General features: G+C 49.6%; 12 protein-coding genes. 8 read left to right on the top strand and 4 right to left on the bottom strand.

Annotated features, from left to right (window positions below):
- Nucleotides 1-31 precede the first annotated feature (31 nt).
- Genes ATY27_RS13115 through ATY27_RS13100 form a run of 4 tightly spaced genes read right to left on the bottom strand, consistent with a single transcriptional unit; the run spans nt 32 to nt 4,752 of the window.
- Nucleotides 32-1,663 carry a hypothetical protein gene (locus ATY27_RS13115; protein ID WP_208931079.1) on the bottom strand — a complete coding sequence of 544 codons (1,632 nt, stop codon included), beginning with the start codon at nt 1,661-1,663 and terminating at the stop codon, nt 32-34.
- The gene (locus ATY27_RS13110) at nt 1,653-2,516 is read right to left on the bottom strand and encodes an XrtA-associated tyrosine autokinase (RefSeq protein WP_208931078.1); all 864 of its coding nucleotides are present in this window, start codon (nt 2,514-2,516) and stop codon (nt 1,653-1,655) included. The genes ATY27_RS13115 and ATY27_RS13110 overlap by 11 nt, the downstream gene beginning before the upstream one ends.
- Nucleotides 2,513-4,099, bottom strand: coding sequence for an XrtA system polysaccharide chain length determinant (locus ATY27_RS13105; protein WP_208931077.1), 1,587 nt, complete (start codon nt 4,097-4,099; stop codon nt 2,513-2,515). Before ATY27_RS13105 ends, ATY27_RS13110 begins: the two co-directional genes overlap by 4 nt.
- 23 nt (nt 4,100-4,122) lie before the next feature.
- Nucleotides 4,123-4,752: an XrtA/PEP-CTERM system exopolysaccharide export protein gene (locus ATY27_RS13100; RefSeq protein ID WP_208931076.1), complete on the bottom strand. Its 630-nt coding sequence runs from the start codon at nt 4,750-4,752 to the stop codon at nt 4,123-4,125.
- A gap of 189 nt (nt 4,753-4,941) precedes the next feature.
- Here ATY27_RS13100 and ATY27_RS13095 point away from each other — a divergent pair, with 189 nt between their 5' ends.
- From ATY27_RS13095 to ATY27_RS13060, 8 genes are all read left to right on the top strand, one after another.
- Nucleotides 4,942-6,348, top strand: a complete 1,407-nt coding sequence (locus ATY27_RS13095; RefSeq protein ID WP_208931075.1) for a TIGR03013 family XrtA/PEP-CTERM system glycosyltransferase — start codon at nt 4,942-4,944, stop codon at nt 6,346-6,348.
- Nucleotides 6,349-6,353: 5 nt separating this feature from the next.
- A complete protein-coding gene (locus ATY27_RS13090; RefSeq protein ID WP_208931074.1) occupies nt 6,354-7,211 on the top strand; it encodes an XrtA system polysaccharide deacetylase in 858 nt (285 codons plus the stop codon).
- A 158-nt stretch (nt 7,212-7,369) separates the two neighbouring features.
- On the top strand, nt 7,370-8,581 hold the full coding sequence (locus ATY27_RS13085; protein ID WP_208931073.1) for a TIGR03087 family PEP-CTERM/XrtA system glycosyltransferase: 1,212 nt from the start codon (nt 7,370-7,372) through the stop codon (nt 8,579-8,581).
- Nucleotides 8,568-9,995: an exosortase A gene (xrtA, locus tag ATY27_RS13080; RefSeq protein ID WP_208931072.1), complete on the top strand. Its 1,428-nt coding sequence runs from the start codon at nt 8,568-8,570 to the stop codon at nt 9,993-9,995. Before ATY27_RS13085 ends, xrtA begins: the two co-directional genes overlap by 14 nt.
- A complete protein-coding gene (locus ATY27_RS13075; RefSeq protein ID WP_208931071.1) occupies nt 9,995-11,089 on the top strand; it encodes a TIGR03088 family PEP-CTERM/XrtA system glycosyltransferase in 1,095 nt (364 codons plus the stop codon). Before xrtA ends, ATY27_RS13075 begins: the two co-directional genes overlap by 1 nt.
- A 9-nt stretch (nt 11,090-11,098) precedes the next feature.
- A complete protein-coding gene (locus tag ATY27_RS13070) occupies nt 11,099-12,985 on the top strand; it encodes an XrtA/PEP-CTERM system amidotransferase (RefSeq protein ID WP_208931070.1) in 1,887 nt (628 codons plus the stop codon).
- Nucleotides 12,986-12,997: 12 nt separating this feature from the next.
- Complete coding sequence (locus tag ATY27_RS13065; protein ID WP_208931069.1) at nt 12,998-14,200, top strand: TIGR04063 family PEP-CTERM/XrtA system glycosyltransferase; 1,203 nt, start codon at nt 12,998-13,000, stop codon at nt 14,198-14,200.
- Nucleotides 14,197-15,390 carry a glycosyltransferase family 4 protein gene (locus ATY27_RS13060; protein ID WP_208931068.1) on the top strand — a complete coding sequence of 398 codons (1,194 nt, stop codon included), beginning with the start codon at nt 14,197-14,199 and terminating at the stop codon, nt 15,388-15,390. The genes ATY27_RS13065 and ATY27_RS13060 overlap by 4 nt, the downstream gene beginning before the upstream one ends.
- Nucleotides 15,391-15,440 lie beyond the last annotated feature (50 nt).

Below are 15,440 nucleotides of genomic sequence, written 5' to 3'. Positions count from 1 at the left end.
AAAAAAACCGCAGCATCTGCGGTTTTTTTTATCAGAATTTATACTCAATCCCGACCCAGGCACGGTTTTCCTGATAATCGCGACTGTCAGAGCGGTAATCAACCTCGATCCGTTTCAGGTTCGCATTAGCTGACAAATCTTTGTTAATCTCCCGCTTCAGACTCAGACTGACTGACTTAACGATCCCGGTCATCTCGCCAAAGCTGTCTTTGCCATCGACCTGATAAATCAAATCAGAATAATCTGCTGACAATGTCAGACTGCTGCGCGCATTTAACTGCCAATTCGCTGACGCATTAATAAATTTGTCTTCGCGAACCGCATTCCGTTCAATGAGCTGATCTTTGCGCTGACCAATTCTGCTGCTGAGTTTTAACCGGTTAAAATCATAGCCCAGCAGATACGACACATTACGGCGTACCACCAGAAACTCACTGAGATCTGAGGCCGGTCTGGTCATATTGTACAACCGCTCGCCCTGCCCCGGAATATAAGACGCTGTCGGTGGCTGAAAGCAATTGTCCAAACCCGGCGTCACGCCAGGAGGACAGACAAACAGTGAACTTTCCAAATCACCGTCATTAAACCCCAGTAATGAACCGACTGTATCGCTGACACTCAGCTCCATCCTTAAGTGCTTTAAACTATAAGTTCCTTTGGCCTGCGCAGTTCTGCCAAAAAAGCGCTTATCCAGTGAACCGGTTAGTTTTGTCCGGCGCGACGGCGCCAGTTCAAACGTGGTACCGATATATTCCTTGGCTTCTTTGGCGTTATTCACTTTGTTATAAGTGATGTTCCACCAGGACCTGTCGGTAATTTTCCATTCCAGGCCACCGCCGACCGAATGGTGATTACGATATTGAGCAAATACTGAACTCGCGCCTGCGATATTGCTGTTGCTTTCAACAGACCCGGTGGCAATCATTGAGATCCGCCAGAAAAACGGCACTCCGATAACCCCTTGTGCGCGGCGGTTGTATTGCGATTCACGCACGTCACGTTCTGTTTTAGTCGCGTTACCCTCAAAGCCCCAGAAAAATTTCCGGTTGCGATCACGCGTCCTGAGGCCAAAAGTGCCTGCCAGACTGCTGTTTTCTAAACTAACCTGCTCGCCGCTTTGCTCATCAAATACCGATATCGATTGATCTGATTTGGTACGGACGGCATTGAGGCCAAAATCCATCATGGCCCAATCAAAACGGTCATGGGAAAAGGACAATGAAGCAAACTGCGATTCAACTTTTGCCAAATCACCGGTGGCGCTGATTTCGTCCTGATAGCGGGACGTCGAGTCTGAAGCCGTTCTGTTACTTTGGCGGGCCCCGACCTGCAAATCCAAGGCTTCATTGAGGAAACTGGCACTGCCAGACCAACGATAACTAAACAGGTTTTCGTTATCGCGTTGGGCGTCATCAAATACCAGATTCTGGCTTTGCAAATTCAGGCTCGTTGTCAGCCAACTGCCTCGAAATGACAAATCCAGTTCAGGTAAGACTTCATACGCCATCCCCTCATCAGCTTCAACCGTCTGATTTTTAATACCATAGGCGTAAATAGCACTGGACAGCGACGGTTTAATATCAAAGTCAGCCCGCGCCATCGCTGGCAACATAGCCAGCAACAAGGTGGCAAAACGCAGTGTTGGTACTCTATTACTCTGCATAATATCCATATCCGTAACCATACCCCTTGTCTCTGCTGTAATGCGCTTTGTTGATCACAAAACCTGTGGCTAAATCAGGCGGCAGCATGCTGATGGCCTTTTCCAGCTCATTCAGTTTGGTTTTGTTCTCTTCAAGCACAATCACAGCCTGACCACACATGCCGGCTAATACCGAAGTTTCATTGACCCCCAGTAATGGTGGTGCATCAAAAATAACGATCCGGTCCGGGTAGCGTGATGCAAACTCGTTCACCAACGCTGCCATCTTGTCACTGGCGAGTAGCTCAGTAGACAGATGGTGGGGTTTACCGGCCGCAATCAGTTTCAGCCGTTCCACATTAGTGCTGTACATGATGTCTGTAACATCGACATTGTCTGAGCTCAGATAATCAGTCAGGCCTCGTGGCACGCTGATCTCCAGCGTGCGGGAGACGTTTGGCCGAAGCACATCGGCATCAACCAACAACACGGTTTTGTCCTGCTCCAGTGCAATACTCAATGCCAGATTCACCGACGTGAATGTCTTGCCTTCACCAGGTCTGCTACTGGATACCAGGATCAGATTCGGGTTGCGCAAGCTGCTGCTCAGAGGACCAAAAGCATTGTTAATCAATTTGCGTTTGATCACCCGGTACTCTTCGTATATCAGTTTGCGTTCGGTTGCTTTGGCTACGAAATTACGTTTGGATAAACTCTCTAAATCAATATCAATAAACTGACTGGCGGTTCTATGGTCAGCAGGCTCCGCAATCGACCGTTCAATGGTCGCTACCGGCATGTCCGCACTCGCAGTCTCTGTGGGCGCTGACATTGCCTGCCCCAGTTTATCCAGTGCTTTTTCTATCGTACTCATATCAACCATCCTAAAATCTGTTTCGCTGTAATACCAAATACCAGCTCATTGGTGACCAGCAAGGTATAACAGAGCATCAGTACTCCGGAGAGTGCAAGGAAATACAACAGATGTTTTTTGCTTTGACGCAATAACACATCTTTGGATGTATGAGAAACCAGACCAAAAACCGGGAAATCTGAAATTGTCTTTAACTGCAGCGCAGACGTTACTACCGGTTGCAATTGACTACGCACTAATGCCATCGCCAGACCGCCAATCACACCCGCAAATAATACCAAGGTGTAAAACACAATACGCGGTGGGCCCGACGGTTTCATTGGTACCCGTGGTGGCTCGATTTCGCGGAACTGTACGTCTTGTTGCGATTCGTCAGCTTTCTGGCTCAGACTTAATGCATCGCGACGACTTAACAGTTCTTCGTACTTCGATTTTGTCAGCTCGTAATCGCGGTTTAATCCCGCAAACTTGGCCTCTATATCAGGAATTACGTTGCGCTGGCGTTCCAGCGTTTCCAGCTTTTCTTCAAAGCTCTTCACCCTAACCTTGGCCGACTCAACGTCATTCTCCAGATTTGATGTGATGATCTTCAGATTCTGATACACCTCGTTTTGTGACCCACTGCTTGCACTTGGGTTACCACGGGCAGCCTGTTGTAACGCTTCAATTTCCTGCTTACGCATCACCTGCAACGAATCCAGCAGCCGTTTAGTTTCCGCCACGTCCGGATGTTGGTCTGTGTAACGAATCAACAAAGCGTCTAACTGATTCTGCAGAGCTTTAATTCGATCATCATATTGAGTTGTCAGGCTTGAATTTCCACCGGACTGATTTGATGCCAATGGATCTTCGCCACGCAACTGCCGGCGTGAAGACTCGAGTTTGCTTTGCAACTCCCGCAGTGTTAACCGAGCTTCTTCCAGCCGTTCTTTTTCGCCCTCAATCCGACCATAAAAATTACTGTCAGACAACGGCCCTAACGCGATTTGCTCTTTTTTGAATTCGGATAAGCGACGCTCGGCTTCAACTAAGCGACTCTCATAGTCGGTTATTTGTGTGTCAAGAAATTCAGAAGCCTTTTTCGAACTGGCTACGGAATCACCGACGCGGTTTTCAATAAAGGTATTTAAAGTTTCCTGAACAACCTTTAAAGCCATTTTCGGCGAGGCATTTGAATAAGAGATGACGTAGATATTTTCCCGACCTGAAGACCCGAGCTTGATATCATTTTTCAGGGCGTCAATCAGTTTTTCATAGGCAGCGCTGTCCGACGCATAAATATCCATGTCGGTTGCTTTGGCGATTTTTTCCAGATTCGGCCGGCTTAACAAAGTCCGTGCCATCAACTCGATTTCCTGCTGAGGATTGTCTCTGATCGTCAGGCCTTGCAGGACAGGCGCGAGGACCGAACGGGTCTCAACAAATAACTTTGCCTCGGCCTGATAGGTCGGTGGCATGTTAAAGACAAATAACCAGCCCAGAGGACAAATCAACCACGCCGTTAAAATTATATAACGGCGTCGAAGCCAAATCCCTTGCAGATAAACCAGCAACATCTCGAGCGCAAGGTTTAATTCCTTCATCTAACTACTCCGCAGACGCGATTTTAAAACCAAGCTTCAGGGATAATGACGATGTCACCGGGTAAAATATCAACGTTTGCAGAGATGTCGCCGTCGCGCACCAGGTCGTCCAGGCGAACGTCATAAGTCATTTGTTTGCCATTTTTAACCCGAACCAGCTTGGCACCGTTGCCGCTGGCAAATTCAGTCAGGCCGCCTGAAGCGATCATCAGATCAAGCACAGTCATGTATTGGCGATAAGGATAGGATTGAGGTTTTGCCGCGGCACCGATCACGCGCACTTGCTCACTGAACGGACCCACAAATCCTGAAACCGAAACAGTCACGACCGGATCGCGAATGTATTTAGCGAGAATTTTTTCCATATCGCGGGCAAACTGCGTCGGTGTGCGGCCGGCGACGGGAACATCTTCGACCAGAGAGGTGCTGATTTTTCCATCCGGGCGGACAATAAATGAACCTGACAATTCAGGGTTCCGCCAGACAAATATTGTCACTGAATCATTTGGACCGATCAGGTAGCTGTATTGGTCAACCGCAGTGGTGCGTGCCGGTTGTACAGTAGCGCCTGGCAATTCGTTGGTGCTGCAAGCCTGCAACCCAAGTAACATCACAGATCCAACGACCACGGCAATAGCAGAACTTGCTTTCATTTCTTATACGTCCTTTGTTACTGATGCGATTTTAATATAACTGAATTTTACATAGCTGTGACGGCTATCATAAAAATTTAATTCCAGTTTCCAGACCATCGGCGTATACTTCTGCCTCTGCTTAACTAAGTCAAGATCACTGTGCGGAAATTTGCACTTAATTCAGAATGTTCCGGGAAGAAGTAATTAATGAATAAGGCTGTTCGTTACGGGGGAAACACGCTTGCAGAGAAACTCTTTCTGCTGGGCGAAATGCTATTACTACTGGCGTCAAGTTTTGCGGCTTCTTTTATTCTATCGTTTTATCAACCGATAGATCAGGAACTGGCTGCTATTAACGCGGTGTTATATACCGGCTGCGTCATGTTGTGTGCATTGTCAGTAGGTCTGTATGACCAGAAACTGCGTGAAGATACAGGTGGAGTGCTTAAACGAGTACTAATCACCTTGTTTTTGGCAGGTATTCTGCTCGAAGTATTCATCTTCAGCCTGATCCCCTCTTTACATCTCGGCTTTATCTTTAATCTGGTTTCGTCGCTGATTTCGTTAATCACGCTGACCTCATTCCGGATGTTGTTCCACTATCACGATATTACCAAAATCAGCCGCCGACGCGTTTTAGTGCTTGGTTCGGGTGAGCGCGCGTCGATTATCGAGCGCCGCATGCGTCGTAATGTCGACCGGAAAAACTTTGAGATCCACGGGTTCGTGAAAATCGACGGCGACCAGGAAGGCCATATCCCGGATTCAAAAGTTATCCAGTTCGATTATAAAACCAGCCTCTACGAATACGCTGTTGAGCACGAAATCGAGCAGTTAGTCATTGCCTGTGATGAACGGCGCAACATGCTGCCAGTTGAACATTTGTTTAAGTGTAAAACCCGCGGTGTCGATGTGATCGAAATCCTCGACTTTATTGAGCAGGAAACCGGGCAGATCGCAGTGAACCTTATATACCCAAGCTGGGTGATTTATTCGAATGGTTTTGAAATGAACCACCGGTTTAAAACCAGTCTGGATCACCGCTTAAATGCTGTACTGGCGCTGTTTGTATTGGCGGCGTTATGGCCACTGATGTTGATCACTGCGCTGGTAATTTATTTTGACGATGGACGGCGCACCGGCGCCTCAGTGTTCTACCGGCAGATCCGGATTGGCATCGATGGTAAACCATTTCAGATCCTGAAATTCCGTAGTATGCGGCCAGACGCCGAAGCCGGTGGTGCGCAGTGGGCCACACTAAACGATTCACGGGTCACCAAAATCGGTGGATTTATCCGCAAATACCGGATCGACGAACTGCCACAACTGTTTAATATCATCAAAGGTGATATGGGTTTTGTCGGTCCGCGGCCAGAGCGTCCGGAATTTGTCGAGAAATTAGTCAAAGAAATTCCTTATTACAATCAACGCCATAATGTAAAACCTGGCCTGACTGGCTGGGCGCAACTGAAGTACCCATATGGCTCAACGACTGAAGACGCACAAGAAAAACTGAAGTTTGACCTGTATTACATCAAACACCGGACCTTGTTGCTTGATTTGGTCATTTTGATCAGAACAGTTGAAATAGTAATCTTTGGCAAGGGCCGTTAATTCTGATGTCAGCTGCTTTATCAAAACTCAATGCGATGACTGTCGACGTGGAAGATTATTTCCACGTCGCGGCGTTTGAAAAACAAATTCAGCCCGCAGACTGGAATGGCCTGGTGCCACGCGTTGATATCAATACTCGTCGCCTGCTTGATTTATTTGACGAGCACAATGCCAAGTCTACTTTTTTCTTTCTTGGCTGGGTGGCTGAAAAATTCCCTGATTTGGTTAAAGAAGTACAACGCCGCGGCCACGAGGTCGCCAGCCATGGCTACGCGCATACGAAAGTCCACCAGCAAACCCCGGCTGAATTTAAAGCCGATGCATTGCGGGCTAAGGACATGCTGGAACAACTGACCGGACAAGAAATTGTCGGATATCGGGCACCAAGTTTCTCCATCAATAAACAAAGTGAATGGGCGTTTGAGATCCTCAAAGAAATCGGTCACAGCTACAGTTCCAGCACTTACCCGGTGAAACACGATCTGTATGGCGTCCCTGACTGGCCACAACAGCCTTATCTTCGCCCGGAAGGTCTGTTAGAGATCCCAATGCCTACTTTAGTGATGCACGGCAAACAGCTGCCGATCGCTGGCGGGGGCTACTTCCGGCTGATGCCGTATTGGTTGAGTAGCCGGCTGATTTCACGTTTTCTGCGCGAAGATAAGATGCCTTATATGTTTTATTTCCACCCGTGGGAAATAGACCCGGAGCAGCCACGGGTACAAGGTGCGCCGTTAAAGTCCCGTTTCCGTCATTATGTCAATCTGAACCGAATGGAAAATAAGCTGGGGCAATTGCTGACCCAGTTCAACTGGGGTAGTCTGGATCAAGTTTATCAGAGCGAACTGCAACGATTTAAGTAAGAAAAATAACAACTAAGGGATTTAGATGTACCACCCATTGCCTGCAACTCATCCGATCGCTTTTGTTCTGGGTCTATCTGCTGGATCCTGCGGTACAAGTGTTTTAGCACATAATTCTGACTCCCCTACCGGTGTCGCAGGTCAGGCAGGTGTTCAGCATGGCTAAGCCCAAACTGCTGTATCTTTGCCACCGCATTCCATATCCGCCAAATAAAGGCGATAAAATTCGCTCTTTCAATTTATTAAAAGCTTTGTCTGAACAGTATGAAGTTTATCTTGGCTGTTTTATTGATGACGAATACGATTTCCAGTACATCGATAAACTGGCCGATTGGTGTGTCGAGTTCAAATGCCGCCGGCAACGCAAGCTGGTGTCAAAAATAAAGGGCCTCAGCGCCTTTTTGACTAACAAGCCGATCACACTGCCCTACTTTTATGATGCGGAACTACGGTACTGGGTCAAACAAACCATTCAGAAACATAAAATTGACAAAGTTTTTGTATTTTCGTCGTCGATGGCGCAATACGTTGATCACCCGGAATTTGCCCAATTGCACCGGGTCATTGATTACATTGATATCGATTCCGATAAATGGCGCCAATATGCGGAGCATCAAACTGGCGTGATGCGCTGGGTTTACAACCGCGAACATCGGCAGCTACAACGCTATGAACAGCAATATTGTGAACGCTTTAATTACAGCTTGTTTGTGTCTCCGGATGAAGCCGCAATGTTCCGTCAGTTGATGCCAGCTGCCTTGGCAAACAAAATTCACGCTGTCCTGAACGGTGTTGATACCCGATTCTTTAATCCTGAACAAACGCTGTCAACAGCCGAATATCCGTTGCATGGTCGTTATCTGGTGTTCACCGGCGCCATGGATTATTGGGCCAATGTCGATGCTGTAGCCTGGTTTTGCCGGCATGTTTGGCCGCAGATCAGAGTAGCGCAGCCCGATTTACATTTTTATATTGTCGGTGGTAACCCATCCTCACAAGTCCTGGCCTTACACGGCAAAGATCAGGTGTGGGTGACCGGCCGGGTCGATGATGTCCGTCCTTATCTGGCCAATGCCGACATGGTCGTTGCGCCTTTGCGGATCGCCCGCGGTATTCAGAACAAAGTGCTTGAAGCGATGGCGATGGACAAAAAAGTGGTCGCCAGCTGTATGGCAATGGAAGGCATCAACGCACCATTGTCCGACTATTTGGCAGCCAGCGATGATGCAGCCGAGTTTGCCACTTTGTGTTTGCACATGTTGCAGCAACCGCAGCAAGGCTGCACGAACCGCGTTTGGGTTGAGCAAAACTTTACCTGGCCCGCAACTTTAGCACCGCTGTCTGGTTATCTTGGCAATGTCACAGTTTAAGCCGGTTCAATTCTTGTTGTTGCTGTCCGCTGTGCTGCTCGGCTGGGGTTTTGTGTTCTGGCCGACGCTGCAGAGTATGGAAAAAATCTGGCAGGAATCGGATACCTATACGCATTGTTATTTGATCCCATTGATCTCGGCCTGGTTATTGTACGACCGACGGGAACTCATCACCGCATTGCCCCGCCCGACCTGGCTGCCATTGCTGGCCGTAATCGCTTGCTGCAGCATCTGGCTCGTGGGTTACATTGCGGATATCAATACCCTGACTCATTTCAGCGCGATACTCAGTCTGCAGTTACTACTGCTGTCATTACTCGGCTGGAAATTGGCCTATCAGGTTGCTTTTCCATTGTTTTATCTGATTTTTATGGTGCCATTTGGCGATGCTCTCAATCCGCCTCTGCAGGATATCACCGCCAATGCCAGCGTCATGCTGTTACAATGGTCGGGCATTCCGGTGCTGCGGGAAGGTTTGTATCTGACAACACCCGTAGGCCAGTTTGAAGTCGCGGAAGCCTGTTCTGGCTTGCGTTTTTTGATCGCGTCGCTGGCGATTGGTGCTGTTTTTTCATATTTAACCTACCAACGCTGGTGGAAACATCTGCTGTTTATGGTTTCAATCCTGCTTTTTTCCGTCATTGCGAATTGTTTCCGCGCGTTTTTCCTGATTTGGATTGGTGAGACTACTCAGATGCAATACGGCTTTGGCATGGATCACTTTATTTACGGCTGGTTTTTCTTTGCCCTGGTGATGTTTTTGATGTTCTGGCTCGGTGGGAAATGTGCAGATCCGCAGCCAAAGCCGGTACCAGTGGTTCATTCTGCACAACCAGTGACGGCATTACCGGTGTTTGGCGCCGGCATGGCAATTTTAGTCTTGTGTTTTACCATGCGTTTCCAAATCAGTGTCACGGCAACGCCGGAGCAGCCGTCCGTAGCCGCAGCGCCGGCAGGCCTGGTAGCTCAAACCGGTAAGTCTTGGCAGCCTGGCTTCTTTGACGGCCTGCAACGTCTTCAGGCCGTTGATGACCTTGGCGTACAATACCTGTTTGCCCAATTTGGCCATAAACAGGACAAAGGCGAGCTGATCGGCTGGAAAAATAATCTATATCAGCGCCGGCAGTGGCGTGTGATGCAGCAGCAGCAACTGATGGTTGGCGACGGTAAACCGGTTGCGTTGCTGGAACTACGTAACAGCAGCGGTGATTTCCAGACGCTGGCATTTTATTATCGGGTTGGTAACAGGCAAACAACCTCTGAATTGACCGCGAAATGGTATCAGGTGCAAGCTTTGTTGCTGAACGAACATAGCTTTTCCGAAGTCCGAGCGGTGCTGTTTGCCAGTAAAATCGCCGACCTGCCACCGGCAAATCTGCAACGCGCGCTGGCGCAACTGGAAGTTATCCGTTGATGCAGACAGAACCGATGTTAATAGCCCATCTGATTTATAGTCTGGACACCGGTGGTCTTGAGCGCGTCATGTTGAACTGTATCCGCCAGTTGCCGGCGACTCAATGCCGCCATGTAGTGATCAGCCTGACTATTGCGACTGAATTTGCCAGCCAATTGCCAACAGATGTTGCAGTGTATTGCCTGCACAAAAGGCCTGGCAAAGATTTGGGTATTCATCTGAAGCTATGGCGCTTATTGCGCGACATCAAACCCGACATTCTGCACAGTTATAATCTGGCGACCCTTGAATATCACCCAATCGCCTGGCTGGCTGGCGTCACCGGTCATTTGCATGCCGAGCACGGTCGCGATATCTCCGACCCCAACGGTGAAAATAAGAAGTATCAATGGCTGCGCCGGCTGGTTAGTCCTTTTTTGCAGACCTATGTTGTGGTCAGCGCAGATTTACATCGCTGGATGGACCAGGTCGTCAGGATCCCTGCGCGTAAAAATCAGTTGATTTACAACGGTGTCAATACAGAAAAATTTTGTCCATCGCCAATCAAAGCACGTCCCTTTACCTTTATCCATGTGGCCAGACTCTCTGCCGTTAAGGACCAGTGTTCTTTGTTAGAAGCTATGGCCATTGTGCTTAAACAAAGCGAGCAGCCATGTCAGCTTTGGCTGGTCGGTGATGGCCCTGAACGCGAACGGCTGCAACAACAATATCAGCGACTTGGGTTTACACCGCAACAGGTGAAATTGCTGGGCGAGCGTCACGACATCGCTGAGTTGATGGCACAAAGCCAGCTGTTTGTGTTGTCTTCCGTTGCCGAAGGTATTCCAATGACGGTGTTAGAGGCGATGGCAGGCGGACTGCCAGTCATTGCCACTGCAGTGGGCGGCCTGCCTGAGCTGCTGGCCGCCGGTCGTGGCAGTCTGGTACCGGTCGCAGATCCGACGGCCCTGGCCGAAATGATGCTGACCTATCTGCACGACCCGGAGCGGGTGCAACTTGAAAGCATAAAATGCAGGGAAACCGTTTGCCGGCAGTTCAGTGAACAGGCTATGGTATCGCAATATCTGGCGCTTTATCAGCAAATTAACCATTAGGAAGTTGTTATGTGTGGCATCGTTGGCATGTTTCGGTTACAGGCCGGACGTCCGGTTGACGCAGCCTTAGTGGCCGCGATGAACCAGGCACAATATCATCGTGGGCCTGATGAGGGCGACCAATACATCGATGAGCAGATTGGCCTGGGTCACCGCCGGCTGTCGATTATCGACCTTGCCAGTGGCCAGCAGCCTATGACCGACGAGTCTGGTCGTTATGTGCTGATTTTTAATGGCGAAATATATAACTTCATGGCACTGCGCGCTGAACTGGAAGCGTTGGGTCATGTATTTAAAACCCATTGTGATACTGAAGTGATCCTGCGTGGTCACATGCAGTGGGGTGATGCCTGTGTCGAGCGGTTACAAGGCATGTTTGCTTATGCATTCTGGGATAAAGCTGCACAGCGCCTGCTGCTTGCCCGAGACCGCCTTGGCATTAAACCACTGTTTTACACCCTGTTTGACCAGACCTTATATTTTGCATCAGAGTTGAAAAGCCTGAAGTTGATCCCAGGACTGGACAAGACCATTAATCCAATAGCGATTGAGCAATATTTCACTCTTGGTTATGTCGCAGAACCCGCCACTATTTATCAGTCAGTACAGAAATTATGCCCGGCGCAGACACTTGCGCTGTCAGTCTCAGCTGCGACTCCGAAGCTGCACACCTACTGGCATCTGAGTTACAAAACTCAAATCGAGCTGTCTGATGCCGACTATCAGCAACAGCTGGTTGCGGAACTGAATCAGGCGATTGCCAGCCATCTGGTAACTGAAGTTCCGCTCGGGTCATTTTTATCCGGCGGCGTTGATTCCAGCGCTGTGGTGGCTTTGATTGCCGGCATGTCAGACCAGCCGGTCAAAACCTGTTCTATTGGTTTTGATGTAGCGGCCTATGACGAAACCAGTTATGCCCAGCACATCGCTGAACGCTATCATACGCAGCACGACAGCAAAATCGTTAAGTCCGATGACTTTAGCCTGATCCCGCAACTGGCTCATTTTTACGACGAACCTTATGCCGATTCCTCCGCCCTCGCCACCTACCGGGTGTGTGAACTGGCACGCAGCAAAGTAACCGTTTGTATGTCAGGCGATGGTGCGGACGAACTGCTGGCTGGTTACCGGCGCTACAAAATGTTGATGGCCGAGCAGCAGGTCCGCAATAAACTGCCGGAAGCGTTGCGCAAAGCTATCTTCAAACCGCTGGGTAAACTCTATCCGAAACTGGATTGGGCGCCGCGTTTTCTGCGTGCTAAAACCACCTTTCAGGCGCTGGCGATGGATCAGGTTGAAGGTTATCTGCATGCCGTATCGTTATTAAAACAAGAACAACGCGACCAGCTGTTTTCACCTCAACTGAAACAACAACTGGCCGGCTACAACACATTGCAGCTGTTTCGCGAAGTGGCGGCAGACTTTGATGGTCACGATGAACTGGCGCTGCTGCAATATATCGACATCCGCACCTATCTGGTTGGCGATATTCTGACCAAAGTCGACCGCGCCAGTATGGCCAACAGTCTCGAAGTGCGGGTACCGTTCCTGGACCATAAATTCGTGGAGTGGACAGCGAAGATCCCGGCACAGCAGAAACTACGTGCAGGCGAAGGGAAATACGTGCTGAAAAAAGCCATGGAACCCTATTTGCCGGCGGACATCCTGTACCGGCCAAAAATGGGCTTTCGGGTGCCATTGGCAGAATGGTTTCGCGGCGCACTGCAACAGCAGCTGCGTCAGGCATTACTCAGTGATCTGATGCGCAATTGCGGCTGGTTTCAAATGGATACGATAGAACGCTGGCTCGATCAGCATCAGTCAGGTCAGCGCGACCACAGCACAGCGCTTTGGACCTTGTTAATGTTTGAGAATTTTTTGCGCCAATCGCAATAAAGGAACTGTGACGTGAAGGTTTTGCATATATTTGACCACTCAATCCCGCTGCACAGCGGCTATACGTTTCGCAGCCGTTCGATCCTGAACCAGCAACGAGCTTTGGGTATTCAAACCTGCCATGTCACCAGCCCAAAACACGGTAATGCCGTCGCAGGTACTGAAACTGCAGACGATCTGCTGTTTTATCGCTCCGCACAGCCAAGCGGCATCATGACTAAGCTACCAGGATTTAATCAACTGGCGCTGGTCGGGCCAATGACTGAACGTATTCTTGAAGTCGTTGCACTGGAAAAGCCAGACATACTTCATGCGCATTCACCAGCACTCAATGGCTTGGCGGCGCTGCAAGCCAGTAAAAAATGTGGTTTGCCGGTGGTGTACGAGATCCGGGCATTCTGGGAAGATGCGGCTGTTGATCATGGCAGCTGTAAAGAAGGCGATTTACGTTACACACTGACCCGCCAGCTGGAAAATTATGTCGTCAAACGCGCAAACGCAGTGACGACTATCTGTGAAGGCCTGCGTAAAGATCTGGTCGGGCGCGGTTTCGCGGCCAATAAACTGACCGTGATCCCCAATGCAGTTAATGTCGAACACTTTCAGATGTGTGGGCCCAAGAATGCCCAACTTGAGGCCGAGCTCGGCCTGACTGGCTGCCAGGTGTTAGGCTTCCTCGGCTCTTTTTATGCGTATGAAGGGCTGGATTTGGCTATTGCCGCGCTGGCCAGTATCACGCAGCAAGCTCCGGATTTACGTTTGTTACTGGTTGGCGGTGGCCCACAGGAGCAACAACTACGCCAGCTAGCGCAGTCGCTAGGCGTCGCAGACAAAGTCATTTTTACCGGCCGGGTACCACACCAGCAGATTGACAACTACTACAGTCTGGTCGATTTATTGGTGTACCCACGTAAATCGATGCGCTTAACCGATCTGGTGACGCCATTGAAGCCACTCGAAGCGATGGCACAGGGTAAGTTGGTGCTGGCATCTGATGTTGGCGGACACCACGAATTGATCACCGATGGTGTCAACGGCTATTTGTTTCAGGCGGATAATGTCAGTGCTATGGCCGACAAAATCATCAGTTTATTATCGAACCGTGCCCAGTGGCCTGACGTGTTGCAACGCGGCCGGCATTATGTTGAATCCGAACGTAATTGGCACAACAGCGTTAGCAACTATCTGCCGCTGTACCAGAGCTTGCTGAAATGAACATTCTGGTGATCACCACGTTGTATCCGAATGATGAGCAGTTTCGCCATGGTATCTTTATTGAAACCCGGCTGCGTGAACTGCAACGTTATTATCCGGATTACCAATTGACTGTGGTGGCACCAATCCCCCGCTATCCTTTTATTAATTGGTGGCAAGGTCGTTATCACAATATTCAGGTGCCAGCACAATGCCAAAGACATGGCATTACCGTGTACCACCCGACTTATCTGGCGATCCCATACCTCGGCATGTACCTGAATCCTTTTACCCTGCTGAGTGGACTCAGACGCTTTTTTCGCGCTGGCCCGCTGCAGCTGCGTCATTTCGATTTAATCGATTGTCATTATTTTTATCCGGACGGCTACGCGGTCAGTAAAATTGCCAAGGCTGCCGGACTCCCGTTGGTGATCACAGCCCGCGGCAGCGATATTGAAGTCCTGCCACAACATCACTTACCGCGTTTGCTGATCAAGCAGGCGATCCGGCTCAGTAGTTATTGTGGTGCGGTCAGTCAGAGATTGAAAGCCGGTCTGTTGCGACTCGGTTGCCCTGAGGCTAAAGCTATCGTGTTGCCCAATGGCGTCGACCAGCAGCAATTTAAACCGGAGCTACAGTCCCAGCAGGTATTAAAAACCGAGTTAGGGCTTGGCAATGCTTATACCTTGCTGATGGTCGGCAATCTGGTGCCACTCAAAGGCCATGCCTTGGTGTTATGTGCATTAGCTCAGTTACCCGACGTACACCTACTGATTGTTGGCGGTGGTCCGGAACTTAGTGCATTGCAACAACAAAGTGCTGAGCTTGGCCTGACCGATCGGGTGCAGTTTTTCGGCAACAGACCGCAACAGGAATTGTGCCGGTTTTACTCCACTGCTGATGCGCTGGTATTGATGTCCAGCAGCGAAGGCTGGCCCAATGTGATCCTCGAAGCGATGTCCTGTGGTGCAGCGGTGATCTCGACCCGGGTCGGCTCTGCAGCAGAAATGCTGCAAAATGATGATGTGGGGCTGTTATTAGCAGAGCGCAGCAGCGCAGCACTGACCACGGCAGTCAAACAATGTCAGCAACGTCGCTTCGACCGGGACCAGATCCGGGCGCACGCCTGCGGATTTAGCTGGCAACACACTGCAGACCAGCTTAATCTGCTTTATCAGCAAGTGATGGCGGGAGGCTCAGTCCGTGGATAGTCTGTTTTTTCTGATTTCGCTGGTTTCGGTATTGATCCTTTGTCTGTACG

It is taken from the genome of Rheinheimera sp. F8, from assembly GCF_001518915.1.
This window is presented reverse-complemented; position numbering and strand designations above follow the sequence as displayed.

Excerpts from the sequence above, each read along its gene's own strand:
- ATY27_RS13100 (WP_208931076.1), bottom strand. The coding sequence starts at position 4,752 with ATGAAAGCAAGTTCTGCTATTGCCGTGGTCGTTGGATCTGTGATGTTA.
- ATY27_RS13085 (WP_208931073.1), top strand. The coding sequence starts at position 7,370 with ATGGCTAAGCCCAAACTGCTGTATCTTTGCCACCGCATTCCATATCCG.
- xrtA (WP_208931072.1), top strand. The coding sequence starts at position 8,568 with ATGTCACAGTTTAAGCCGGTTCAATTCTTGTTGTTGCTGTCCGCTGTG.
- ATY27_RS13105 (WP_208931077.1), bottom strand. The coding sequence starts at position 4,099 with ATGAAGGAATTAAACCTTGCGCTCGAGATGTTGCTGGTTTATCTGCAA.
- ATY27_RS13090 (WP_208931074.1), top strand. The coding sequence starts at position 6,354 with ATGTCAGCTGCTTTATCAAAACTCAATGCGATGACTGTCGACGTGGAA.
- ATY27_RS13075 (WP_208931071.1), top strand. The coding sequence starts at position 9,995 with ATGCAGACAGAACCGATGTTAATAGCCCATCTGATTTATAGTCTGGAC.
- ATY27_RS13110 (WP_208931078.1), bottom strand. The coding sequence starts at position 2,516 with ATGAGTACGATAGAAAAAGCACTGGATAAACTGGGGCAGGCAATGTCA.
- ATY27_RS13070 (WP_208931070.1), top strand. The coding sequence starts at position 11,099 with ATGTGTGGCATCGTTGGCATGTTTCGGTTACAGGCCGGACGTCCGGTT.
- ATY27_RS13060 (WP_208931068.1), top strand. The coding sequence starts at position 14,197 with ATGAACATTCTGGTGATCACCACGTTGTATCCGAATGATGAGCAGTTT.
- ATY27_RS13095 (WP_208931075.1), top strand. The coding sequence starts at position 4,942 with ATGAATAAGGCTGTTCGTTACGGGGGAAACACGCTTGCAGAGAAACTC.
- ATY27_RS13115 (WP_208931079.1), bottom strand. The coding sequence starts at position 1,663 with ATGCAGAGTAATAGAGTACCAACACTGCGTTTTGCCACCTTGTTGCTG.